Source organism: Cellulomonas sp. NPDC089187 (genome assembly GCF_040685135.1).
Classification (GTDB): domain Bacteria; phylum Actinomycetota; class Actinomycetes; order Actinomycetales; family Cellulomonadaceae; genus Cellulomonas.
Window position 1 is genome coordinate 268,244 of the sequence record NZ_JBFBHI010000001.1, and the last position, 19,524, is coordinate 287,767.

At 69.9% G+C, this 19,524-nt stretch carries 23 protein-coding genes; 10 read left to right on the top strand and 13 right to left on the bottom strand.

Annotation, left to right across the window (positions count from 1 at the left end):
* Positions 1 to 81: 81 nt before the first annotated feature.
* Positions 82 to 465: a hypothetical protein gene (locus AB0N78_RS01250; protein WP_363384771.1), complete on the bottom strand. Its 384-nt coding sequence runs from the start codon at positions 463 to 465 to the stop codon at positions 82 to 84.
* Between the two features lie 212 nt (positions 466 to 677).
* Between AB0N78_RS01250 and AB0N78_RS01255 the strand changes: the two genes are divergently transcribed.
* Positions 678 to 986 (top strand): hypothetical protein, encoded by a 309-nt coding sequence (locus AB0N78_RS01255; RefSeq protein ID WP_363384774.1) that lies wholly within the window; start codon positions 678 to 680, stop codon positions 984 to 986.
* 69 nt (positions 987 to 1,055) lie between these two features.
* Here the strand turns inward: AB0N78_RS01255 and AB0N78_RS01260 are convergent, their stop codons facing one another.
* Positions 1,056 to 1,628 (bottom strand): hypothetical protein, encoded by a 573-nt coding sequence (locus tag AB0N78_RS01260; RefSeq protein WP_363384777.1) that lies wholly within the window; start codon positions 1,626 to 1,628, stop codon positions 1,056 to 1,058.
* An 89-nt stretch (positions 1,629 to 1,717) separates the two neighbouring features.
* Between AB0N78_RS01260 and AB0N78_RS01265 the strand changes: the two genes are divergently transcribed.
* Complete coding sequence (locus tag AB0N78_RS01265) at positions 1,718 to 2,485, top strand: SDR family oxidoreductase (protein WP_363384780.1); 768 nt, start codon at positions 1,718 to 1,720, stop codon at positions 2,483 to 2,485.
* A 214-nt stretch (positions 2,486 to 2,699) separates the two neighbouring features.
* Positions 2,700 to 3,476 carry a CPBP family intramembrane glutamic endopeptidase gene (locus tag AB0N78_RS01270; protein ID WP_363384783.1) on the top strand — a complete coding sequence of 259 codons (777 nt, stop codon included), beginning with the start codon at positions 2,700 to 2,702 and terminating at the stop codon, positions 3,474 to 3,476.
* A gap of 228 nt (positions 3,477 to 3,704) precedes the next feature.
* On the opposite strand, the gene AB0N78_RS01275 is transcribed toward AB0N78_RS01270, so the two are convergent.
* On the bottom strand, positions 3,705 to 4,277 hold the full coding sequence (locus AB0N78_RS01275; RefSeq protein WP_363384785.1) for a TetR/AcrR family transcriptional regulator: 573 nt from the start codon (positions 4,275 to 4,277) through the stop codon (positions 3,705 to 3,707).
* Positions 4,274 to 5,806: an MFS transporter gene (locus AB0N78_RS01280; RefSeq protein ID WP_363384788.1), complete on the bottom strand. Its 1,533-nt coding sequence runs from the start codon at positions 5,804 to 5,806 to the stop codon at positions 4,274 to 4,276. The genes AB0N78_RS01275 and AB0N78_RS01280 overlap by 4 nt, the downstream gene beginning before the upstream one ends.
* Before the next feature lie 151 nt (positions 5,807 to 5,957).
* On the opposite strand from AB0N78_RS01280, the gene AB0N78_RS01285 reads away from it, so the two are divergent.
* Genes AB0N78_RS01285 through AB0N78_RS01295 form a run of 3 tightly spaced genes read left to right on the top strand, consistent with a single transcriptional unit; the run spans position 5,958 to position 8,431 of the window.
* The gene (locus tag AB0N78_RS01285; protein ID WP_363384791.1) at positions 5,958 to 6,905 is read left to right on the top strand and encodes an ABC transporter permease; all 948 of its coding nucleotides are present in this window, start codon (positions 5,958 to 5,960) and stop codon (positions 6,903 to 6,905) included.
* A gap of 21 nt (positions 6,906 to 6,926) precedes the next feature.
* Positions 6,927 to 7,703: a hypothetical protein gene (locus AB0N78_RS01290; RefSeq protein WP_363384793.1), complete on the top strand. Its 777-nt coding sequence runs from the start codon at positions 6,927 to 6,929 to the stop codon at positions 7,701 to 7,703.
* Positions 7,700 to 8,431 (top strand): TrkA family potassium uptake protein, encoded by a 732-nt coding sequence (locus AB0N78_RS01295; RefSeq protein ID WP_363384796.1) that lies wholly within the window; start codon positions 7,700 to 7,702, stop codon positions 8,429 to 8,431. Before AB0N78_RS01290 ends, AB0N78_RS01295 begins: the two co-directional genes overlap by 4 nt.
* Before the next feature lie 105 nt (positions 8,432 to 8,536).
* On the opposite strand, the gene AB0N78_RS01300 is transcribed toward AB0N78_RS01295, so the two are convergent.
* The 3 genes from AB0N78_RS01300 to AB0N78_RS01310 form a co-directional block, all read right to left on the bottom strand.
* On the bottom strand, positions 8,537 to 9,892 hold the full coding sequence (locus AB0N78_RS01300) for a flavin monoamine oxidase family protein (protein WP_363384799.1): 1,356 nt from the start codon (positions 9,890 to 9,892) through the stop codon (positions 8,537 to 8,539).
* Positions 9,893 to 9,998: 106 nt separating this feature from the next.
* Complete coding sequence (locus AB0N78_RS01305; protein WP_363384801.1) at positions 9,999 to 10,553, bottom strand: TetR family transcriptional regulator; 555 nt, start codon at positions 10,551 to 10,553, stop codon at positions 9,999 to 10,001.
* A gap of 90 nt (positions 10,554 to 10,643) precedes the next feature.
* A complete protein-coding gene (locus AB0N78_RS01310; protein WP_363384804.1) occupies positions 10,644 to 11,900 on the bottom strand; it encodes an NAD(P)/FAD-dependent oxidoreductase in 1,257 nt (418 codons plus the stop codon).
* Between the two features lie 495 nt (positions 11,901 to 12,395).
* Between AB0N78_RS01310 and arsB the strand changes: the two genes are divergently transcribed.
* The 3 genes from arsB to AB0N78_RS01325 are packed head-to-tail and all read left to right on the top strand — an operon-like array spanning position 12,396 to position 14,865.
* Entirely contained in the window at positions 12,396 to 13,478 is a 1,083-nt protein-coding gene (arsB, locus tag AB0N78_RS01315; RefSeq protein WP_363384807.1) for an ACR3 family arsenite efflux transporter, read from the top strand.
* A complete protein-coding gene (locus tag AB0N78_RS01320) occupies positions 13,475 to 14,434 on the top strand; it encodes a metalloregulator ArsR/SmtB family transcription factor (RefSeq protein ID WP_363384810.1) in 960 nt (319 codons plus the stop codon). The genes arsB and AB0N78_RS01320 overlap by 4 nt, the downstream gene beginning before the upstream one ends.
* Before the next feature lie 14 nt (positions 14,435 to 14,448).
* Complete coding sequence (locus tag AB0N78_RS01325; RefSeq protein ID WP_363384813.1) at positions 14,449 to 14,865, top strand: arsenate reductase ArsC; 417 nt, start codon at positions 14,449 to 14,451, stop codon at positions 14,863 to 14,865.
* Here AB0N78_RS01325 and AB0N78_RS01330 read toward each other — a convergent pair.
* The 6 genes from AB0N78_RS01330 to AB0N78_RS01355 form a co-directional block, all read right to left on the bottom strand.
* A complete protein-coding gene (locus AB0N78_RS01330; protein ID WP_363384816.1) occupies positions 14,855 to 15,427 on the bottom strand; it encodes a TetR family transcriptional regulator C-terminal domain-containing protein in 573 nt (190 codons plus the stop codon). The two genes, AB0N78_RS01325 and AB0N78_RS01330, sit on opposite strands and share 11 nt — an antisense overlap.
* Positions 15,428 to 15,436: 9 nt before the next feature.
* Positions 15,437 to 15,967: a hypothetical protein gene (locus AB0N78_RS01335; protein ID WP_363384818.1), complete on the bottom strand. Its 531-nt coding sequence runs from the start codon at positions 15,965 to 15,967 to the stop codon at positions 15,437 to 15,439.
* A gap of 46 nt (positions 15,968 to 16,013) precedes the next feature.
* Entirely contained in the window at positions 16,014 to 16,259 is a 246-nt protein-coding gene (locus tag AB0N78_RS01340) for a CDGSH iron-sulfur domain-containing protein (protein WP_363384821.1), read from the bottom strand.
* The gene (locus AB0N78_RS01345; protein ID WP_363384823.1) at positions 16,256 to 17,272 is read right to left on the bottom strand and encodes an iron-containing redox enzyme family protein; all 1,017 of its coding nucleotides are present in this window, start codon (positions 17,270 to 17,272) and stop codon (positions 16,256 to 16,258) included. Before AB0N78_RS01345 ends, AB0N78_RS01340 begins: the two co-directional genes overlap by 4 nt.
* A 314-nt stretch (positions 17,273 to 17,586) precedes the next feature.
* Positions 17,587 to 18,258, bottom strand: coding sequence for an NUDIX domain-containing protein (locus AB0N78_RS01350; RefSeq protein WP_363384825.1), 672 nt, complete (start codon positions 18,256 to 18,258; stop codon positions 17,587 to 17,589).
* Entirely contained in the window at positions 18,255 to 18,641 is a 387-nt protein-coding gene (locus AB0N78_RS01355; protein WP_363384828.1) for a DUF4406 domain-containing protein, read from the bottom strand. The genes AB0N78_RS01350 and AB0N78_RS01355 overlap by 4 nt, the downstream gene beginning before the upstream one ends.
* A gap of 54 nt (positions 18,642 to 18,695) precedes the next feature.
* Here AB0N78_RS01355 and AB0N78_RS01360 point away from each other — a divergent pair, with 54 nt between their 5' ends.
* A complete protein-coding gene (locus AB0N78_RS01360) occupies positions 18,696 to 19,448 on the top strand; it encodes a DeoR/GlpR family DNA-binding transcription regulator (RefSeq protein ID WP_363384830.1) in 753 nt (250 codons plus the stop codon).
* Positions 19,449 to 19,524 lie beyond the last annotated feature (76 nt).

The following is a 19,524-nucleotide window of genomic DNA, read 5'->3' on the forward strand; positions in this document are numbered from 1 at the left end:
GGTCGCGGAGACCGGCACACCTTAGCGACCTCCCGATCCCTGCCAGGACAGTTGCGGAGGAGGTCCGGCGGCCACGGCGTGTCAGTCCGCTGCGGGCCGGTCCTTCAGCAGGAACTTCGGCAGCGCCCAGGTCGCCAGCGCGGTCAACAACCAAACCAGCACCACCGACGCGATCCAGGTGGTCAACCCGCCGGTCAACCGCAGCCCGGACGACAGCAGGGTGGCGATCAGCAGCGCCAGGAAGGTCGACACCACGCCGACCCCGCCGATGAACGCATCCGCGTACCGGTGCGCGAGCTTCGACACCAGAGGAGTGAGCGCGGCCTGCGCCACCGTGAAGACCAACACCGCGGTCAGGAATCCGCCCAGGCTCAGGTGGAACCCGTCGACCAGCAGGGAGGTCAGCCACAGGCCCAGCGCCGACGATCCGAGGAAGATCCCGATCCGGGTTGCGAAGGTCTTCATGGTCGGAATGTAGCCGGAGTCGTGTCTCACCGGTGAGACCTGTCACGACTCAGCCCGGACGACCAGTACCCGTGCGGTGGATTCGGCCGTGTACATTGATGGGACAATCTCACCGGTCCGCGCCACGTCACGGCGCATCACATGAATCAACTCACTCCTCGCGGGTGCCCACGGTGGCCAGTGGCGGCCTAGCCGGTACCTCGACTCAGCCGATGACCGTGACACCGCCGCGATTGGCGGACCGTTGGCCTGTACTCGGAAGGCAGCTTCGCGACGCACTTGTCGCCCAAGGCGACGACGCGTTGGGGTCTCAGATCGAGACGCTGTGCGTCGTCACCACGTGCGGCTGCGGCGACGCCTTCTGCCAGAGCTTCTACACCGCACCAAAGCCGAACGGGGCATACGGGCCAGGCCATCGGAATGTGGTGCTGGATCCGCCGTGGCGGGGAATGCTGATCCTCGATGTGGTCCATGAGCAGATCGCCTACGTTGAAGTGCTCGGTCGTCGACCCTTGGACTAGCCGAACCGGGCGTGTACTTCAGACCGACCATCCCGCGGCGTCTCAGCGAGGTCCACACGGGAGCCTGACTCAGCCTGGGAAGAACTCCTGCGTGAACTCGGGGATGGCCAGAGAGGCGGTCGCATCCGAGCCCTCGATCTGTGCGGTCAGGGTGTGTGTCTGGGCGAAGGAGTCGACCAGGTACCGCGACTCGGCGATCGTCTGCCCCGGGAACGCGACGGCGTAGATCAGGGGATCAGGGGCGGGGCTCTCCGAGGGGGTGGGTGTGGGCTCGTCCGGAACCGGGGCAGGGGTCTCGGTCGGCAGGGTGGCCTCCGCCTCCGAGAAGAGTTCCGCTGAGACCGACTGCGCTCCGGCGGATCGCGGACACTGTGGCGGGGGATAGGCGCGTCGACCGTCAGGAAGCCCTTGTCGGTGGAGCTCAGTTGTCGAGCGTGACTCCCAGGTGCGTGAGACCGACGACCAGTAGTGCACTAACCCGCGCACCTGTCCGGGGGAGAGCGGCAACGGGTCGGACGGCCCGATGTCCTGCTGGTGGATGAACCGACCTCGGCCCTGGATCACGCCCGCGGCACCCAGGTGGTCGAGCTGATCACCGGGCTGGCCCGGGAACTCGACGCCGCGACGCTCCTGGTGTCGCACGACGAGTCCACGCTCGGGTCGGTGGGCGCGACGGTTCGTCTGGCTGACGGTCGACTGACGGACCCGGGGGAGTCGGTACCGTGGCGCCCGTGACCACGACCCCGCAACTGCGTGATCTCTTCGGCCTCGACGGGCGGGTGGCTCTGGTCACCGGTGGCAGCTCCGGCATCGGTCTCGCCATCGCCGCCGCCCTCGCCGGAGCCGGCGCGCACGTGCTCATCGCGGCGCGGACCGCAGAAACCATCGAGGAGGCCCGGGACACGATCCGCCGCGAGGGGGGAACGGCGGACGGGATCGTGGCGGACCTTGCCACTCGCCACGCGGCCCACATGCTCGCTGACCAGGTCGGTGAGGTCGACATCCTGGTCAGCTCGGCGGGAATCAACCTCCGACCACCGATGCCGGAGCTCACCGAGGACACCTGGGACCGCACGATGGCGGTGAACCTCGACGCCCCGTTCGTGCTCGGCCAGCGACTCGCACCCGGGATGGCCGAACGTGGCTACGGTCGCCTCATCCACATCAGCTCACAGCAGGCTCAACGACCATTCGCGGACAGCGGTGCCTATGGAGTCTCGAAGGCGGCAGTGGAGGCGCTGGCGCGTTCGCAAGCGGAGGCATGGTCCCCCCACGGGGTCACCGCCAACACCCTGGTCCCTGGCTTCGTTCCAACACAGTTGAACCGGAGGCTCAGCTCGGACCCGGCGACCATCGAGGCGCTCGCCGGGCGAACCCTGATCGGGCGCAACGGGTGCCCGGAGGACTTCGCCGGTCCGGCGGTGTTTCTCGCGAGTCCGGCGTCCGCGTATGTGACCGGTCAGACGATCGCGGTCGACGGCGGGTTCTCGGTCCACTGATCGCAGCCTGCGGCGAGCGCGACCTGCGGCGACGGCCTACTGTGACGGCACACGGGCTCGGCACGCTGCACGGTCGGGTCGACCAGGGGGTGTGACAGATGGACGGACGTCGGTGTGCACGACGACGTCGGACGCTGGGACCGCCGACCGAGTCCGAGTTTCGCTGGGGCGCTCGTCGTCGGCCCCATTCCTCCGTCTCCTGAAGGAATATGTCGTGTCTGAAGCCGCAACACGCACCCGCATCTCCCCACGACCATGGATCGGCTTGGCCATCTGGCTCGGCTACCTCGTCCTCGTCGCCGCAATCCAAGCCGCGAGCGGCATCCGCTACGACACCTGGAATGACAGCGCGAGGGACCTCTTCCTCGGCGGCGGCGTGTCACTGATCGTCGCGTCCATCGCGCTGGTCATCACCACGAGCGTGCTCGGCTGGTGGGGTCCCGCGCTCCACGAGGACCATCGCAGCCGGCACCGGTGGCCGCTGATCGCGCCGGTCTTGGCCGCGCTGGCCGTCCTGATGAACCTGGGCGGTACCGACTGGGGCGCGTACTCGGGGGCGTTCTTCGGTGCGTCAGTCGTGCTCATGTTGGTGGGATTCACCGAGGAGCTGGTCAACCGCGGACTGCTGCTGACTGCGCTGCGCAGCCGGTACACCGAGGTCTGGGTGTGGCTCATCAGCTCGGCACTGTTCGCGATCGGCCACCTCATCAACGTTGCCCTGGGTGCGTCCGTGGCGGCGACCGTCCCTCAAGTCCTGACGGCGTTCCTCGGCGGCACGATCTTCTACGTCCTGCGCCGCACGACCGGGTCGCTGATCTGGGCGATGGTGCTGCACGCGGCATGGGACTTCTCGGTGTTCGCCGCCGGGGTCGGGGACAGCGGCGATCTGGTGTCGGTGGCGACGCTCGTGTACGTGCTGGCCGGGGTGCTGGCCTTCGCCTCGGTCGCGTTTGTGATCAAGGACGCTGACCGAGGAGCACGGGCACGATGACCGGGATCGGCGTTGGGTGACGACGAATCATGGTCGACACGCACCCAGGCCGTCGGATCAGGGCCACGGAGTCGCGGGCGAGGCGCATGCACGCGAGGGCAGCGCCGCTTGGCAGGGTGACCGGCTACTGGCACCTCTGCGTATCAGGATCGGTCGTACTCATGACCTCGCAGCGCGCATGCGTCAGCGTGCGACACGGTTGAGCGAGAGTCCTCGACGTCCCGCCGGCTAGGTGTTCTGCTCGGTGAGCTCAAGTAGTCCGTTGCGGGCGAGCTCGACCGCGTCAGCGTCGATGTACTGACCGAGCGCGACGGCGGCCGCGACTCCCTCCGCACCGAACTGCACGATGAGCGCCGTCGTGCGGGGGATGCCGTCGCGGGAGAAGGTGTCGTTCCACCACTGGGCGTCGGCGCGCAGGAGGTCGGCGACCTGCGGTATGACGTCGACGCCGTTCCAGTACGCGGAGGGCGCAAACGCCGCGGTGACGTCCTCGCTCGTGCTGCACAGTGCCCGCACGTACGCGCGCAGGACCTTGCCGGCGTGGTTCTCCGCGAGGTCGACGTGTCGCATCACCTCGTCGCGGAAGCGCCGCAGGCCGGTCTCGACGACGGCGATGATCAGGGCGTCCCGGTTGGGGAAGTGGTGCAGCAGTCCGCTCTTGGAGACCTCTGCTCGAGAGGCGACGTCGGCGAGGCTGAACCCGGTGCCTCGCTCCTGCAGCAGGTGGCCGGCCGCGTCCACCAGTGCACGGCGGGTGCGCTCTCGGTCGCGGGTGGCGGGCGGTGCGCCTGCGGCGTTCACGATGCGATGTCCTTTGCGACCGGGGACGGGATGGTGCGCCAGGCGGTGACGGCGGCTACGACCAGCAGCGCCGCGGCGATCAGCGAGCTGATCTGCATGGCGCCGGTGAACGCGTGCTGGGCGTTGTCCATGATCGCAGCCCCGTCGGGTCCTGCGTGCTGGAGCGCGACGGCTGCGCTGGCCAGGGAGTCCTCGACGGCGGAGCCCACGTCGTCGGGAAGCGCGGTGACGTCGAGCCGGGCTCGGTACAGGGCGGTCTGCACCGACCCGAGGACCGCAATCCCGAGGGCGACACCAAGCTCGTAGGCCGTCTCAGAGATCGAGGACGCCGCCCCGGCTCGCTCCTTGGGGACCGCCCCGACGACCGCGTCGGTCGCCAGCGTCGTCGACAGGCCCGCGCCGAGGCCGCAGATCGCGATCGCCGCGCACAGGAGCCAGTATCCCGGCGCCGCCTCGGCACCCGCAAGGACGACGAGGCCGATCGCGGAGGTCGTCATGCCCACCGCGATGGCGCGCCCACGGCCCAGCCGGGTGAGCACCGTGCTGGCCACCGCGATGACGAGCATCGAGGCGATGGTGGCGGGCAGCTCGACGAGCCCAGCCTGCAGCGGGCTGAGCTCACGCACGAGCTGCAGATACTGCGAGAAGAAGAACAGCAGGCCGACGAAGGCGAAGATCGCGATGGTCTCGGCGGTCACTGCCCCGGCGAAGGCGGGCACGCGGAACAGCGAGACGTCGACGAGCGGGTGCGCGAGGTGGCGCTGGCGGCGGATGAAGAGCACCCCGGCGGCGGCGCCGATGGCGGCGCTGATGACGACCGAGAGGTCGAAGCCGCTGCCGGCCAGGTGCTTGATGGCGTAGACGAGCGGCACAATGAACGCCACGGACAGGGCTGCGGAGGCCAGGTCGATGCGGTTGCCGGCGGGGTTGCGCGACTCGGGCAGCAGCGCCAGCCCGGCCACGACGATGACGATCATGACCGGCACGTTGAGCAGGAACACCGAGCCCCACCAGAAGTGCTCGAGCAGGACGCCGCCGACGAGCGGGCCGATCGCGGCACCGCCGGTCGCCCCAGCGGCCCAGACGGCGATCGCTGTCGCTCGCTGACGGGGGTCGTCGAAGAGGTTGCGCAGGATTGACAGCGTCGAGGGCATGATCGTGGCCCCGAACACGCCCAGCAGAGCGCGCGCGGCGATGAGCAGCTCAGGGTTCGGCGCGAACGCCGCGAGGGCCGAGCTGAACCCGAATCCGATGCTCCCGAGCAGCAGAAGGCGCTTGCGTCCGAACCGGTCGGCGACGTTGCCCATCGTGACGAGCAGGCCCGCCAGCATGAACGAGTAGATGTCGCCCATCCACAGGATTTGGGTGGAGGTGGGCCCGAGATCCGCCGTCAGGGCGGGGATCGCGAGAGTCAGGACCGTCCCGTCCACGGCGAGCAGCACCACGGCGAGCGTGAGGACGATCAGGGCGAACCATGCTCGGCGGCCGGCGCGGACGGGACTTGTCGCGGGGGTCGTGGTCGACGTCATGCGGGCATGCTATACGCTCAGGTCTGTAGAACCGACCATTCGGTCGGCTGGAGAGATGGGGCACGGTGCTGGTGACTGAGGACGACTCGCGAGACGTTGGCGTGGCCGATGACTTGATGGCGAGCCCGCGGCGCGCCGCGCGGGGTCTCGCGTGACGGGCCGTACGGAACCGGCGGTCTCGGCTGACGACCGCGGCGTCCCCGAGGGGGTGGCCGAGCGCGAGGCCCGTCTCGCGCAGGAGCCGTGGCGAGTTGTCGGCGCCGCACCGGGCTTCTTCCGTGGATCGCTGACGTCGGTGCGGAGCATCGCCGAGCAGGGCGAGCTCCTTGTGCTGCTGATCCACCGGGAGGTCAAGTCCCGGTACAAGGACTCCGTGCTGGGATTCTTCTGGAGCACCACCCGGCCGCTGACGATGCTGCTGATCTACTGGCTGGTGCTCGGCCGAATCCTTGGAGCGCAGCGTTCGGTCCCGGAGTTCGCGATCTTCGTGTTCAGCGGGCTGACCGCCTGGGGCTTCTACTCTGAGATCGTCCAGCAGGGCACCGCCTCGATCGTGGCAAACGCGGGGCTGGTGAAGAAGGTCTACGTCCCTCGCGAGATCTTCCCGCTGAGCACCCTGGGGTCAGCCACGTTCAACTTCGTCATCCAGCTCGCGATCCTGGTGGCTTTCACCGCGGTGCGCGGGCAGTTCCCCACAGGCTCTCGATGGCTCTACGCCCTGGCGGGCATCGTGCTGCTGGTGGTGCTCGGCGCGGCGATGTCGCTCTTCCTGTCCGCGGTGAACGTGTACCTGCGCGACGTGCAGTACCTGGTCGATGTCGGCTTCATGGTGCTGATGTGGGCCTCGCCCATCGTCTACTCCTGGGGACTGGTGACCCGGTCCACGCCGGACTGGGTCCAGGAGCTGTACCTGTGGAACCCGATGACTCTGGTCGTATTCGCGTTCCATCGCGCTTTCTGGGTCGCGGGCGACGGCGAGCCCTTCCCGTCCGACCTCACGCCGCGGTTCGCCGTCGCACTGACGGTCTCCCTCGTGCTGCTGTGGCTCGCGCAGCGAGTGTTCTCGCGCCTCCAGGGCAACTTCGCCCAGGAGCTGTGACCCTCGACCGGAAGGGACCTCATGGCCTCTCGCAACGAGCAGATCCGTGCCGGCCTGGCGCGCCGTCTCGCGCGCACCGTCACCGCCGTGGCACCCACCCCGGCCCGTGACCCCCAGGCCTCCGTGGCTTTCCTCGCTCTGGACGGGTGCCTGCTCGGCTGGCACGCCGGGGTGTACCCCGACGACCTCGCGTGGTGGAACCGCGCCTTGGGCGCGATCGCCGACTACGCGGGCGTCCCGCACCCGAGGCCACGGTGGAGCACGCCTTCCGAGCAGTGGGACCAGGTCGTCGTCCGAGACGACCGACCACTGGTCGACGCGGCGCTCACCCTGGTGCAGCACGGGGGAGTCGAGGCGCTGACGCTCACCCGCGTCGCCCAGGTCGCCGACCGGGACCCGCGCTGGATGCACAGCATGTTCGGATCGATCGACGAGCTGCTAGGCGAGGTGCTCGAGGAGGTCATCGGTGATGGGTTCGACGACCTGGCACCCCTGCACCTGCACCCCTCGCGAGCCGGTGTGGTCTCGATGCTCGAGGTCCTCAGCGACGACAGGCGCAGCGCCGCACTGCTGCGACTGATGATCCTGACCGGCGTCGAGGCCGATCGCAGTGCGGCGGAGGCGATCCGGCGCCTCTCACCGGTGGTCCTGCCCGGCTGGCACCTGCTCGACCACCAGGAGTGGACCGCCGCACTCGCGATCGACGCCTGGGCGCTGGGGCAGGTGCCGTGGGGGCCCCACGCCACCGGGATGATGGACTCGACCGTCCTCGACGAGCTCCAGGCGATGATCCGGTGACCGGCTCGCTCCGCGCCCCGGGTGCCCAGCCGGCCGCCGACCCCGGCGACATGGACGTTCGGGCGGTGTCCGGTCAGGTCCTCGTGGTCGGACTGGGTGCGCTCGGCGAGTCGGTCGTGCGCGCCCTCGACGCCAGCGGGGTGTCGGTGCTGGGCGTGGACCGCGACGGCGACCGGGTGGAGCACCTGGGCCTGCCCGCCGTGCACGCCGACGCCACCTCCGCCACGCAGCTCGAAGGCGCGGGCGCGTTCGACAGCAGCGCCGCCATCATCTGCCTCGGCAGCGCCCTCGGTGCCGCCGTGTTCGCCACCGGCTACCTGGTCGACCACCACGTGCGCCCGGTCTGGGTGACCGCGCGCGACGCCCGCCACGGGCGCGTGCTCCGCAGCGTCGGTGCCGACCGCGTCCTGCATCCCGACCGCGACACCGCTCTGGCCATCACCGCCGCCATGCTCCACCCCGGGGCCGACACCCTGCGCGCGTCCGCCGACCGGGTCGTCGCGATCGTCCCCGCACCCCCGGAGCTGCGGGGCCGGCACACGCTGGAGACCGCGCGCCACCTGTTCGGGGTGGATGTCCTCGCGCGGATCGGGCACGACGGGCGCCCGACGCCGCCGGCGCACTGGCTGGAGATCAGCCCCGGAGACCACCTCGTGGTGAGCGGACCGGACGCGCGGGTGGCAGGGCTCCGGGCGTGGACGACCTTGTCGCAGCTCCCCGGGGCCTGACGCAGCGGATCAGCGCCCCGACCCGCGGGTGCGTCCGCGACGTGGACGTGCGAGAGATGCCTGGACGGGGCCTCCACCGAGGTGGGCCCCCGTCCAGGCGTCCGGTCAGCGCTCGCCGTCGAGCCGCGCGGCCACCTCCGCGGCCGCGCGCTGCCCGGACAGGATCGCCCCGTTCATCGTGCCGGACGTGGCGTCGGCCGTCTCGCTGCCCGCCCAGTGCACCCGACCGACCGGCTCGCGGAGGAAGCGCCCGAACGAGGTCCAGCCCCCCGTGCCCACCGCGGGGTTCGGCCCGCCGGGCGCGAAGTCGTCGTTGCCCCAGGCGAAGTCGGTGTAGTCGATGTGCTGGCGAGCACGCTCGCCGTAGAGGTGGACGAGGTGACGCACGACGCGGCGGCGCCGCTCGGCCTCGCCGAGGCCGTCGAACCCGCGCGCGTCGCAAAACACCATCAGGATGCCTGGCCCGTCGGGGCCGGGGCTGACGTCGAAGGTCAGGAAGACGGTGCGGTCATCGGAGACGCTCTCCCCGGACAGGCCGGCGTCCCGCCAGAACGAGCGGTCGTACGCGACGAACGCCTTGCTCAGGGCACCGAACCGCCAGCTGCGCGACATCCCGTAGTGCGGGGCCGGGAGCGCAGGGCTGAACTCGATGGTCGAGCGGTGCGCGGGCGCCGCCGTCACGACGACATAGCGGGTGTCGATGCGGGCGTTACCGCTGTGCACGGTGACGCGGTCGTCGGCGGTCTCGATGCGCTCGACCGGAGAGCTCACGACGACGCGGGACCCCAGCGACTCGGCCAGCCCGCTGACCAGGATGTTCGTCGTCCCCAGCACGCGGTCCTGCTGGTCCCCGCCCTCCACGGCGAGCATGTGCTCCAAGCCGCCCAGGGTTCGGATGTACCGCATTACGTTGAGCAGCGACAGGTCGCTGGGCGGGGCACCCCAGTGGACCAGGCAGACCATCGTCATGAACTTGCGCGTGTTCTTGAGGGCGCGTTTGGCGGTCAACCACTCGCCGAACGACATCTGGTCGTACTCGGCGGCGCGCGGGTGATTCCACGGCTCGGCGACGGGAAGCTCGTCGACCATCTTCTGCAGCACCCCCATCACCCGGTTGAGGTCGAGCAGCACCCAGGGCGCGAGCGCGGTGGCGCTCTCCACCCGCCGCCGACCACCGAACGAGATCAGCCCCTTGCCCTCGTGGAACTGGGGGACGATCGTGCCGCCCAGACGCTTGACGAGATCGTGCACGGCCGTGTGGTCCGGGGCGATCCAGGTCGCGCCGGCGTCGACGGGGACACCGGCGACGGTGGTGGGACGGACCCGACCGCCGACCCGGTCCCGCCCCTCGAGGACTAGGACGTCGCGCCCGGCTCGTGCGAGTTCGTCCGCGACGGTCAGGCCTGCGAGTCCGGCGCCGACGACGACGACGTCGACAGATCGGGCTGGGGGAGGGGTCATGGCGTGCTCCGTTCTCGCGACCGGCGGCCGCGTCGTCCCACGAATACTGGACTGACTTGTCAGTACAGTATCAGAGCGGTAGCAGCCCGACCGTCCGTGCGGCCGATCAGGCGGGGGTGACGGTGAGCTGCTCCAGCTCCGCGCGCAGGGCGGCGATCTCGTCCGGGTCGGGGCGCAGCCCCCAGCCCGCGAGCAGGCCGGCTCCTTCGATGGACGTCAGGACGACGGTCCGCGCCCCGAGGGAGAGCCCGTCCTGAGCCATTTCGCGCTTCCACCGGGCACCGTCCTCCGCGACGATGTCCGCGACGCCCGGGGCACTGGCTAACGCGGCCACCAGGAACAGGCGCTCGCCCACGGCGTCGAGGCCGTCGCCGTCCAGCGACGCGCGGACGAAGGCACGGGCGAGGCGGCCCGGCGCCGGGCCGTCCTCGATGACGTCCCGCACCGCCTGGTCGAACCGAGCGAAGACATCGCGTGTCAGGGCGAGCCACAGTGTGTTCTTCGAGCTGTAGTGGTAGATCACCGCCCCGCGCGTCAGGCCGGCGGCAGCAGCCACGTCGTCCAGCGTCGCGCGTGAACCCTGTGCCACCACGACCCCCTTGGCAGCGTCGAGGATCAGCCGCTTGGTGTCCTGGGGGGCTCGGCCTGCTGTTCGTCCCATGCCTCTCACTTCCGGATGCTGGTGCTGGGTTGCGGGGCCCAGTGTGTCAAGGGTTGGGTGCGCGAGCGGCCCGCGCCGCTCGCGCACCCGTCAGGCTCGAGCGGTGCGCCCGCGACGGAGGAGGCGGTTGGCCGTCGCCGGGGCGGTCGCCAGCAGGTCGCCGAACCCGCCAGCCAGCGCCGCTGCGCGGCTCGTGCTGCGCGTCGCGGTGCTGAACTCCACGGCCCTGGCGGTGATGCTCTGCGCGGTCTGCGCGAACGGCCGCATCTCCGCCTCGAACCCCGCGAAGGCAGTAGTCAGGTCATCCGACTCGTTCAGCGCCTCGGCCAGCGCCTTCGCTCCGGGCAGCGACGCATGGGCGCCCATGCCCGAGACCGGGTCGATGCAGTGGGCCGCGTCGCCGAGCAGCACGACGCGGCGCGTGGACCATCGCGGCAGCCGGACCTGCGAGAACCGGGTGAACTTCACGTCCTGCGAGGCGCGCGCCGCCTGCGCCACAACCCGCATGTCCGGGCCGAGGCGCTCGACCGCGTCGCACACCTGCTCGACCAGCCGAGGCCCGTTCAGCGCGGCGTCGACTGGTACCGGCACCAGCGTCATGACCGACGTCTGGTAGGTGTCCATGTACGGGTAGATCAGCGACAGCATCCCCTCGCGCGGTGCGATCACCGCGCGCCCGCCGGGGAGCGGGACATCGGCGTTGATCCAGACATGGGTCAGTCCGTTCCGGTACACGCTCCTGGACTCCGGCGCGACGGTCAGGTCGCGCACCGTCGAGTGCAGTCCGTCCGCTCCGACCACCATGTCGAACGCCTCGGACGAGCCGTCACTGAACCGCGCGACCACCTCGTCGCTCCGGTGCTCGAGCGCGTCCAGGCCGAGCCCCATCCGCGTGTCGACCGCCGCCGGGACGTGCGCGAACAGCCTCGACAGCAGCGTCGCCCGTCGCGCCAGCCGCCAGCCGCTACCGGTGTCGAACGTGAACTCCCGCAGCCGCCGCGCACCCCAGCGGACCGACACCTCCGGGGCGGCGAACGTCGCCTCCTCCAGGATCGCGGCACCGCCCATGAGGCGCAGCACGCGCGACGCCTCGGCGTCGAGCTGAAGCAGGTAGCTGCTGGGGTAGGGGTCGAGCTCCTTGTCGACCAGGACCACGTCCCACCCGTAATGATCGAGCCACCACGCCGCGGCGCAGCCAGCCAACCCGGCACCCACCACCAGGACCCGTCCCCGCATCATCCGCCTCGCCTTCACGAACTGTACTGACTTGTCAGTATAGTTCAGGACGGTGTGATCGGCGGCGGCGCGGACTGCGCCAAGGCGAAGTCCGCGAATCTTGCGACTCACCAGTACCTCGCCATCAGCGAGCTGGGCACCGACTCCGCCCAGGACATGGGGCCCTACCGCCCAGGAACTTTGGTGCGTGGCTGTGATCGTTTCTGCTGGGCAGCGTGATACGCGGGAGTCGGTCTGACATAACGTACATTATCGGCACATCGAAGAACGAGTCCTCACCAGGTGAGAGAGGCTGCGTTCGTCCTGCGGATTCAACTGGGATAACCGCGACGACGGGACACGCTGGGCGAGCTGAGACGAACCAGTGGCTGCGCACTCAGAGATCCGGTCGCGTACGCGTCTCGGACTCTGCGCAGATCCGCTTCGGGGCGTGTCGCATACCCGGCTTGGGTCGAGATCGACCGACAGGCGTGACGTGTCGCGGACAGATCGTGGCCGCCGCTCCGCCGGCCCGCGATGGCGTTCTCGCAGTTCGGCGGTCAGCCACGTCGAAGCGAAGCGTCGTTGGATGCCAGCGCCCGAATCGACGTGTGTCAATATAGACAGATGTCGAATCAACCGACCGCGCGCCTCTCCACCCTCGACCGCTGGCTCCCGGCGTGGATCGGCCTGGCGATGGCCGCCGGCCTCGCGTTGGCCCAACTGGTGCCCGGTGTCGGTGACCTGCTGACCAGCATGGAAGTCGGCGGCATCTCGGTGCCCATCGCCCTGGGACTGCTGGTGATGATGTACCCAGTGTTGGCCAAGGTCCGCTACGACCGGGTCGCCGCGGTGACCGGTGACAAGCGCCTGCTGGTCAGCTCGCTGGCGCTGAACTGGGTGCTGGGTCCGGCGCTGATGTTCGCCCTGGCCTGGCTGTTCCTGGCGGATCTGCCCGAGTACCGCACCGGGGTGATCATCGTTGGGTTGGCGCGGTGCATCGCCATGGTGGTGATCTGGAACGACCTGGCCTGTGGCGACCGGGAGGCGGCCGCGGTGCTGGTGGCGCTCAACTCGGTGTTCCAGGTGCTGGCGTTCTCCGCGCTGGGCTACTTCTACTTGACGGTGCTGCCGGGTTGGTTGGGCTGGGACAGTCAGGGGCTGGACGTCTCGATGGGGCAGATCGCGGTGAATGTTCTGGTGTTCCTGGGGGTACCACTGGTCGCAGGGTTCCTGTCGCGGCTGATCGGCGAGCGGCTGCGCGGGCGGGACTGGTATGAGGAGCGGTTCGTGCCCCGGATCGGCCCGTGGGCGCTGTACGGCCTGTTGTTCACCATCGTGGTGTTGTTCGCGCTCCAGGGTGACCAGATCACTTCTCGTCCGCTGGATGTGGTGCGGATCGCGGCACCGTTGTTGGCGTACTTCGCGGTGATGTGGGGGGCGGGAATGCTGCTCGGTCGGATGCTGCGGTTGGGCTACGCCCGGTCGACGACACTGGCGTTCACGGCGGCGGGGAACAACTTTGAGCTGGCGATCGCGGTGGCCATCGGCACCTTCGGGGCGACCTCCGGGCAGGCATTGGCCGGGGTGGTCGGGCCGTTGATCGAGGTGCCGGTGCTGGTGGGGCTGGTGTACGTCTCGCTCGCTCTCGCCCGGCGCTGGCCCGCCGACACGGCAGCGGAGTCGCCGGTCGTGGAGCAGATCCGATGAGCGTCGATCAGGGATGCGCCCCGGTCCCGGCCGCGGAGCAGGCAATGGCGGTGGAGGTCGCTGAACGCACCGCCGTCGCACTCAAAGCGCTGGCCGACCCGTTGCGACTGCGGATGGTGTCGCTGATCGCCATCGCCCCCGGTCAGGAAGCCTGCGTCTGCGATCTTGCGACCGTCGCCGAGGTCTCGCAGCCGACGGTCTCCCACCACCTGCGGGTGCTCAAGGATGCCGGACTGGTGCTGTCCGAGCGCCGCGGGACCTGGGTGTATTACCGCCTCTCCCCTGCTCACCGGACCGCCGTGACCGCACTGTTGAGCACCTTTGCCACCACCGAGGCCGCGGCACTGTCCGCTCCGCCGGAGGTCGACGCCGAACTGGATGGTGTCGTCGCCGAGCTGTCCTCGGATTTCTCCGGGCTGGACCCGACTCTGGTGAGTTCCGTCGTGCGTGAGTCCGCCGCTGCGCTGGCCCGGACCGGTGGCGGACTCGATGACGCGGGACGGTTCGCCCGCCAGCGACTGACCGACCTGAGCCGGGACGACGACCGCCCGCATGTGCTGTTCGTGTGCACGGCGAATGCCGGACGCTCGCAGCTGGCCGCCGCACTGGCGCGACACTACGCGGGCGACTCCGTGGTGGTGCGCTCAGCCGGGTCGACCCCGGCTGCCCAGGTACATGCCACCGTGCGACCGCTCCTGGCCGAACTGGGCGCGGATGGTCACGCCTACCCCAAGCCGCTGACCGACGATGCCGTGCGTGCGGCCGATGTGGTGGTCACCATGGGCTGCGGCGACCGCTGCCCGACCCTGCCCGACACCCGCTATGAGGACTGGGTGGTTGGCGACCCGGCCCTGGCCTCCCCTGACGGTGCCCGGGCGATCCGCGATGACCTCGACCGTCGGGTGCGCGCGCTGCTGGGCTCACTGTTACCCGACCTCACCCCGTCCACCGCCTGATGGAAGGCCGCGCCATGTCCCCCATGCCCCGTGTGTTGTTCGTCTGTGTGCACAACGCCGGGCGGTCCCAGATGGCCGCCGGCTACCTCAGCGCGCTGTCCGGCGGTGCTGTCGAGGTCCGTTCGGCCGGGTCACTGCCCGCCGAGCGGATCAATCCGGTGGCCGTGCAGGCGATGCTCGAGGAGGGCATCGACATCCGGGCCGAGCGTCCGAAGGTCCTGACCGCCGAGGTGGTGGAGCTCTGCGACGTGGTGATCACCATGGGCTGTGGTGATGTCTGCCCCGTCTTTCCCGGCAAGCGGTACGAGGACTGGGTGTTGGCCGATCCGGCCGGCCAGGGCATCGAGTCGGTCCGCCCGATCCGCGATCAGATCCGCGCCCGCGTCCTGACGCTGCTCGCCGAGCTCGGGGTCGAGCCCGTCACCGGGTGAGTGTCGCCAGATGCCGGTCGAGCACCTCGCGCCCGGGTCCGTCCGGGTTCCACAGCAGGTGAAGTGCCACCCCGTCCAGCAGTGCGTGCAGCCGGGTCGCCTCGATGTCCGGGTCCAGTTCAGGACGCAAGCCCTGGGTGCGGTCGAGCACGTCGATGGCGGTCCGGCACACGCCATGCACCTCGGCGTCCAGCGCGGCGACCTGCTCGGAGAGTGCCGGGTCGGTGATGGCGAGTACGCCGAGTTGGAGTTGGGCGTTCAGTTCGGTGCGCCGGGTGTCGTCCAGCGGCAGCAGTTCGGACAACACGGCGCTCACCCAGGCGCTGCCCTCCCCCGTCAGTCCGGCGATCCGTCGCGCCACCCGATCACGGACCTCCCGCAGGCAGAACTGGCGCAGGGCGTCTTGAGTGGGGAAGGCACGTCGCAGCGAGGCGGTGGCGAGCCCGGCCTCGGCGGCGACCTGGCGCACCGACAGGGCGGTGAGGCCGTCGCGGTCCAACACCCGCATCGCTGCCGCAGCAATCTGCTGGTCGCGGGCGTCGTGGTCGATCAGGCGGGGCATTCCCCCAGCCTAGGCCGCTGCCCGACGGGGCCAGAGGGTGTAACTGATCGCCCACAGCAGGTCGATGCCGACGACCAGGCCGAGCAGGGGGAACAGGCCGAGCAGTTCGTCGGTGCGTGACCGGTCGTCCACGATCAGGATCAGCCCGCCGACCAGACCCGCGGCGATCACCGCAGCCAGCAGGGTGCGGGCGACATCCTTCCAGCAGGTGGCGGTGTAGGCCCACCCGGTCGGCTTGATCGGTGCCGGTCCCCCGTCGAACCGGTGCGCGAAGCGCACGTCAGCCCAGGCGATCATCCGGTGCCCGTAGGCGACCGAGATCCCGATGTACAGCGCCGCCAACCCGTGATGCCAGGAGGCAGTGCCGCCGCCCAGCAGGTCGACGGTCACCAGGGCGAGCAGCAGAACGTCGATCAGTGGTGCGGCGACCAGCAGCACCGTGCCCAGTCGAGGCCGCCGCGCCGGGTACCGCGCCACCAGTCCCCCGAGCACGGCAACCCAGAAACCCACCTCGCAGGCGATGATCGCCGCCAGCACCATGTCGTCCTCCTTCGGTTCGGAATGAGCACGACTGTACTAACACAACTCAGGTCGTGGGTTCCTCCGGACGCGACCCCTCGTCATCGGTGCGGAAGCCGATGGCCTTGTGTGACCCGTCGCAGAACGGCTTGATCGCCGAGGCCCCGCATCGGCACAACGCCACGGTGGCGCGACGACGGGGCACGATCTGCCCCGCACCGTCCCGGATCTCGACCTCGCCGCGCACCAGGATCGGGCCGTCGGCACACGGGGTGAGCACCACCGGGGCAGGGCGGACGGGGCGGTCGGTCATCGCCCCGCGGGGAGCAGCGAGCTCTCCCCCGCCGACCACCGCTCGATCAGGTGGGCCCCCACCCGAGCGTCCGCGTGCAGACAGGCCGCCGCGCCGAACAGCACCTCGTCACGTAGCTGCGGGTGCTGGGCCACTAGACCACCGGCCAGGTCCCGCCCGGCGATCTGCTCATGGACCGCATCCGCCTCGACGTGCTCATCGAAGTACCAGGTGACATCCGCGTCGTAGCCGTGCCGCCGGAAGCCGTCACCGTAGAGCCGGTTCGGGCGGGAGGACGTCATCTCGAATGCGGCCAGGTGCCCGACGATGGCACCGCGCAACCGGCGGTGCAGGCCGAACATGCTCATCATGTTCACCGAGGCCAGGGTCACCGCCGGTACGCGGTCGACGTAGTGGCCATAGGTGTCGTCAAGGCCGAGCCCCCGCATAGTCCGGGCGAACAGCGCCGCGTGCATCCGCTCCGGGCGTCCGCCGCCGTACTCGTCGGCCTGGATCTCCACCAGTGCCGCCTTCGGAGCACCCAGCAGACGCGGAATCGCCCAGGTGTGCGGGTCGGCCTCCTTCAGCTGGTACACCGACCGGTGTTGCAGCAACTCGTGCAGCTGCTCGTCCGTGGCCTTCTTGGCGACGTAGCCGGCCAGACTGGGACCGCTGTCCCGCCCGGTGAGATCGAAGAGCGCCCGCGCCACCTGGTCCGGGGTCGTGCCGGGGTCCAGATCGTCGGGCACCGTGACGACCTCGCGCAGGTGGGCCTCGTAGGCGGCGTCGAGCACCGCGCGGGTGGCCAGCAGCACCGGATGCCACTCCATCCGCTCGTCCACACCGTCGATGCCCTGGTGGTGCAGCTCGTAGAGCACCGTCAGCGCGATCTGGACATCCTCGTCCAGTGCCAGATCCGTGCTGGTGAGCACGGCGTTCTCCGCGTGGCTCGGCAGCTCAGGTTCGATGATGCCGGAGCGCAGTCCGGCGAGCAGGTGGTCGCTCAGCGGTCCGCGAGGGGCCGGTGCGCGCATGGGATCTCCTCGGTGCACGACGATGTGGGGTGCCCGCGTCATGAGACCCGCGACGACGGTAGTGCGCCCCGGACCTGTCCGCATGTGGAGGGCACTCCGCTGTCGCTCGCCCTGAGGTGCGCGCACCGTCAATGGACGCGGTGTTTCTGCTCGACCTACGCAATCGAGGCTTCATCAGCCCGCAGCTGCCGCTCCTCGTGCAAGCTGCTCATGCGCTCCCAGGCGAGTCAGACCCTCGGTGCCGCCCTGGTCACCGCCCGGCCAGTGGTGCTCGACGTGCCCGAGGTCCGGTTCATCGACTCCTTGGGTATCGGCTATCTGATCCGCTCCAACGGGCCTCCGCGGCCCCGCAGGGCCAGGTGTTGAAGCAGCATGATCGTCTTGCCGTCGGCGATCCGCCCGTCGGCGATCATCGCCAGCGCCTCAGTCAGCGGGAGTTCCAGGATCTCGATGTCCTCCCCCTCCTCGGCCACGCCGCCGCGATCCCCGGTGCGGTCCTGTGGGGTGTACGTGGCCAGGTAGAAGTGCAGCCGCTCGGTGACCGATCCCGGGCTCATGTACACGTCGAACAGATGGGTGACCGGTCCGACCTGCACACCCAGTTCCTCGGCGGCCTCCCGCCGGATCGCAGTCTCCGGGTCGTCGTCGTCCAGCAGGCCGGCGGCGGCCTCGATCAGCATGCCGTCCGGGTGGCCGTTGACGTAGACCGGGTAGCGGAACTGCCGGGTGAGCAGCACGGTGTCCCGCTCCGGGTCGTGCAGCAGGATGGTCGCGCCGTTTCCACGGTCGTAGGTCTCACGCTGCTGCGTGGTCCAGGTGCCATCCGCGCGCCGATAGTCGAAGGTGGTCCGGCGCAGCACATGCCACCCGTCCGAGACCACCTCGACATCCCGGACCCGGACGTCGGGATTGCCGTGCAGATCGCGGCCGACGCGGTCCAGGCCGGTCCGTCCGCGACCGTCGGGCAGGTCGACTCCCACGCTCATGCCGACTCCTGCACGTTCTGCCGCACCGGGAGCTCGGATACATCGTGGTATACCGGCAGGCCGCGCTCGCGGGCGATGGCCACATCCTGGTCGGCACCGGTGGACTCGCCGGGCAGGCGGAGCACGGCGTCACAGTGCTGCAGCAGCCGCTGCGCGGTCGGGTACATCACCTCGGCGGCCAGCGGATCGAACACGCTGGCTCCGGCGGAGGACAGCACGGGCAGGGCCACCCACTCCCCGATCATCGGGATGTGCCCGGCCTGGAAGACCGGCCAGGCCGCCTCTTCCAGGCGTCGCAGGTTCGCGGCCATCTTCTCCGGGTCGCCGTCGGTGCCGGACTGGTAGGGACCGGCAATGAGCACAAGCATCGGCTGAGTTGTCATGGGCGCTACGATAACCCCAGCAACGTGCACAAACGCGAATCACTCGGAGAATCCATGCTCGCCGCCGAACGCCGCGACTACCTGCTGACCACCCTGCGCCGCGACGGCAAGATCATCGCCAAGACCATCGCGGCGGAGCTGGGTCTGTCCGAGGACAGCGTGCGCCGTGACCTGCGCGAACTCGCCGCCGAAGGGCTGGTCCACCGGGTGTACGGCGGTGCACTGCCGGTCTCCCCCGCCGTCGCCGACTACACCGACCGCCAGCGGGTCAGCCCGGAGAGCAAACACCGGGTCGCCTCCGCCGCCCTCGCCCTGATCCAGCCGCACAGCACAGTCATCGTCGACGGCGGCACCACCGCCCTCGCTCTGGCCGGGCTGCTCCCCCACGACCTGCGCTGCACCATCGTCACGCACAGCCCTACCGTCGCCGCCGCCCTGGTCGACCACCCCAGCGTCGAGGTGTTCATCCTGGGCGGGATGCTGTTCAAGCACTCGGCGGTGGCCAGCGGCGCGGCTGCGGTCGAGGCGGCGCAGCGGATCACCGCGGACGTGTTCCTGATGGGCGTGACGGGTGTGCACCCGCAGGCCGGTCTGACCACCGGCGACGCCGACGAGGCTGCGATGAAGCGTGCACTGTCCGCCCGTGCGGCGGAGACCTGGGTGTTGGGCTCGGCGGAGAAGATCGGTGCCGCCTCGCCCTATCAGGTGCTCCCGCTGTCCGAGGTCAGCGGGGTGCTGACCGACGCCACCGATACCGAGCTGGTGGCCCGGTTGCAGGAACAGACCGACGTGGTGATCGCGGGCTGATCCCCCGATCCCCCGATCACCCGATCGGCCCAGCCACGCCCAGTGTGCTCGGGGTCGTGGCGGTGCGGCTCATGGC

Bases quoted from the DNA above. Each gene is read 5' to 3' on its own strand.
- AB0N78_RS01280 (WP_363384788.1), bottom strand. From the start codon at position 5,806: ATGACGTCGACCACGACCCCCGCGACAAGTCCCGTCCGCGCCGGCCGC.
- AB0N78_RS01305 (WP_363384801.1), bottom strand. From the start codon at position 10,553: ATGGGACGAACAGCAGGCCGAGCCCCCCAGGACACCAAGCGGCTGATC.
- AB0N78_RS01320 (WP_363384810.1), top strand. From the start codon at position 13,475: ATGAGCGTCGATCAGGGATGCGCCCCGGTCCCGGCCGCGGAGCAGGCA.
- AB0N78_RS01250 (WP_363384771.1), bottom strand. From the start codon at position 465: ATGAAGACCTTCGCAACCCGGATCGGGATCTTCCTCGGATCGTCGGCG.
- AB0N78_RS01330 (WP_363384816.1), bottom strand. From the start codon at position 15,427: ATGCCCCGCCTGATCGACCACGACGCCCGCGACCAGCAGATTGCTGCG.
- AB0N78_RS01355 (WP_363384828.1), bottom strand. From the start codon at position 18,641: ATGACAACTCAGCCGATGCTTGTGCTCATTGCCGGTCCCTACCAGTCC.
- arsB (WP_363384807.1), top strand. From the start codon at position 12,396: ATGTCGAATCAACCGACCGCGCGCCTCTCCACCCTCGACCGCTGGCTC.
- AB0N78_RS01345 (WP_363384823.1), bottom strand. From the start codon at position 17,272: ATGCGCGCACCGGCCCCTCGCGGACCGCTGAGCGACCACCTGCTCGCC.
- AB0N78_RS01290 (WP_363384793.1), top strand. From the start codon at position 6,927: ATGGCCTCTCGCAACGAGCAGATCCGTGCCGGCCTGGCGCGCCGTCTC.
- AB0N78_RS01350 (WP_363384825.1), bottom strand. From the start codon at position 18,258: ATGAGCGTGGGAGTCGACCTGCCCGACGGTCGCGGACGGACCGGCCTG.
- AB0N78_RS01335 (WP_363384818.1), bottom strand. From the start codon at position 15,967: ATGGTGCTGGCGGCGATCATCGCCTGCGAGGTGGGTTTCTGGGTTGCC.
- AB0N78_RS01360 (WP_363384830.1), top strand. From the start codon at position 18,696: ATGCTCGCCGCCGAACGCCGCGACTACCTGCTGACCACCCTGCGCCGC.
- AB0N78_RS01340 (WP_363384821.1), bottom strand. From the start codon at position 16,259: ATGACCGACCGCCCCGTCCGCCCTGCCCCGGTGGTGCTCACCCCGTGT.
- AB0N78_RS01300 (WP_363384799.1), bottom strand. From the start codon at position 9,892: ATGACCCCTCCCCCAGCCCGATCTGTCGACGTCGTCGTCGTCGGCGCC.
- AB0N78_RS01325 (WP_363384813.1), top strand. From the start codon at position 14,449: ATGTCCCCCATGCCCCGTGTGTTGTTCGTCTGTGTGCACAACGCCGGG.
- AB0N78_RS01255 (WP_363384774.1), top strand. From the start codon at position 678: ATGACCGTGACACCGCCGCGATTGGCGGACCGTTGGCCTGTACTCGGA.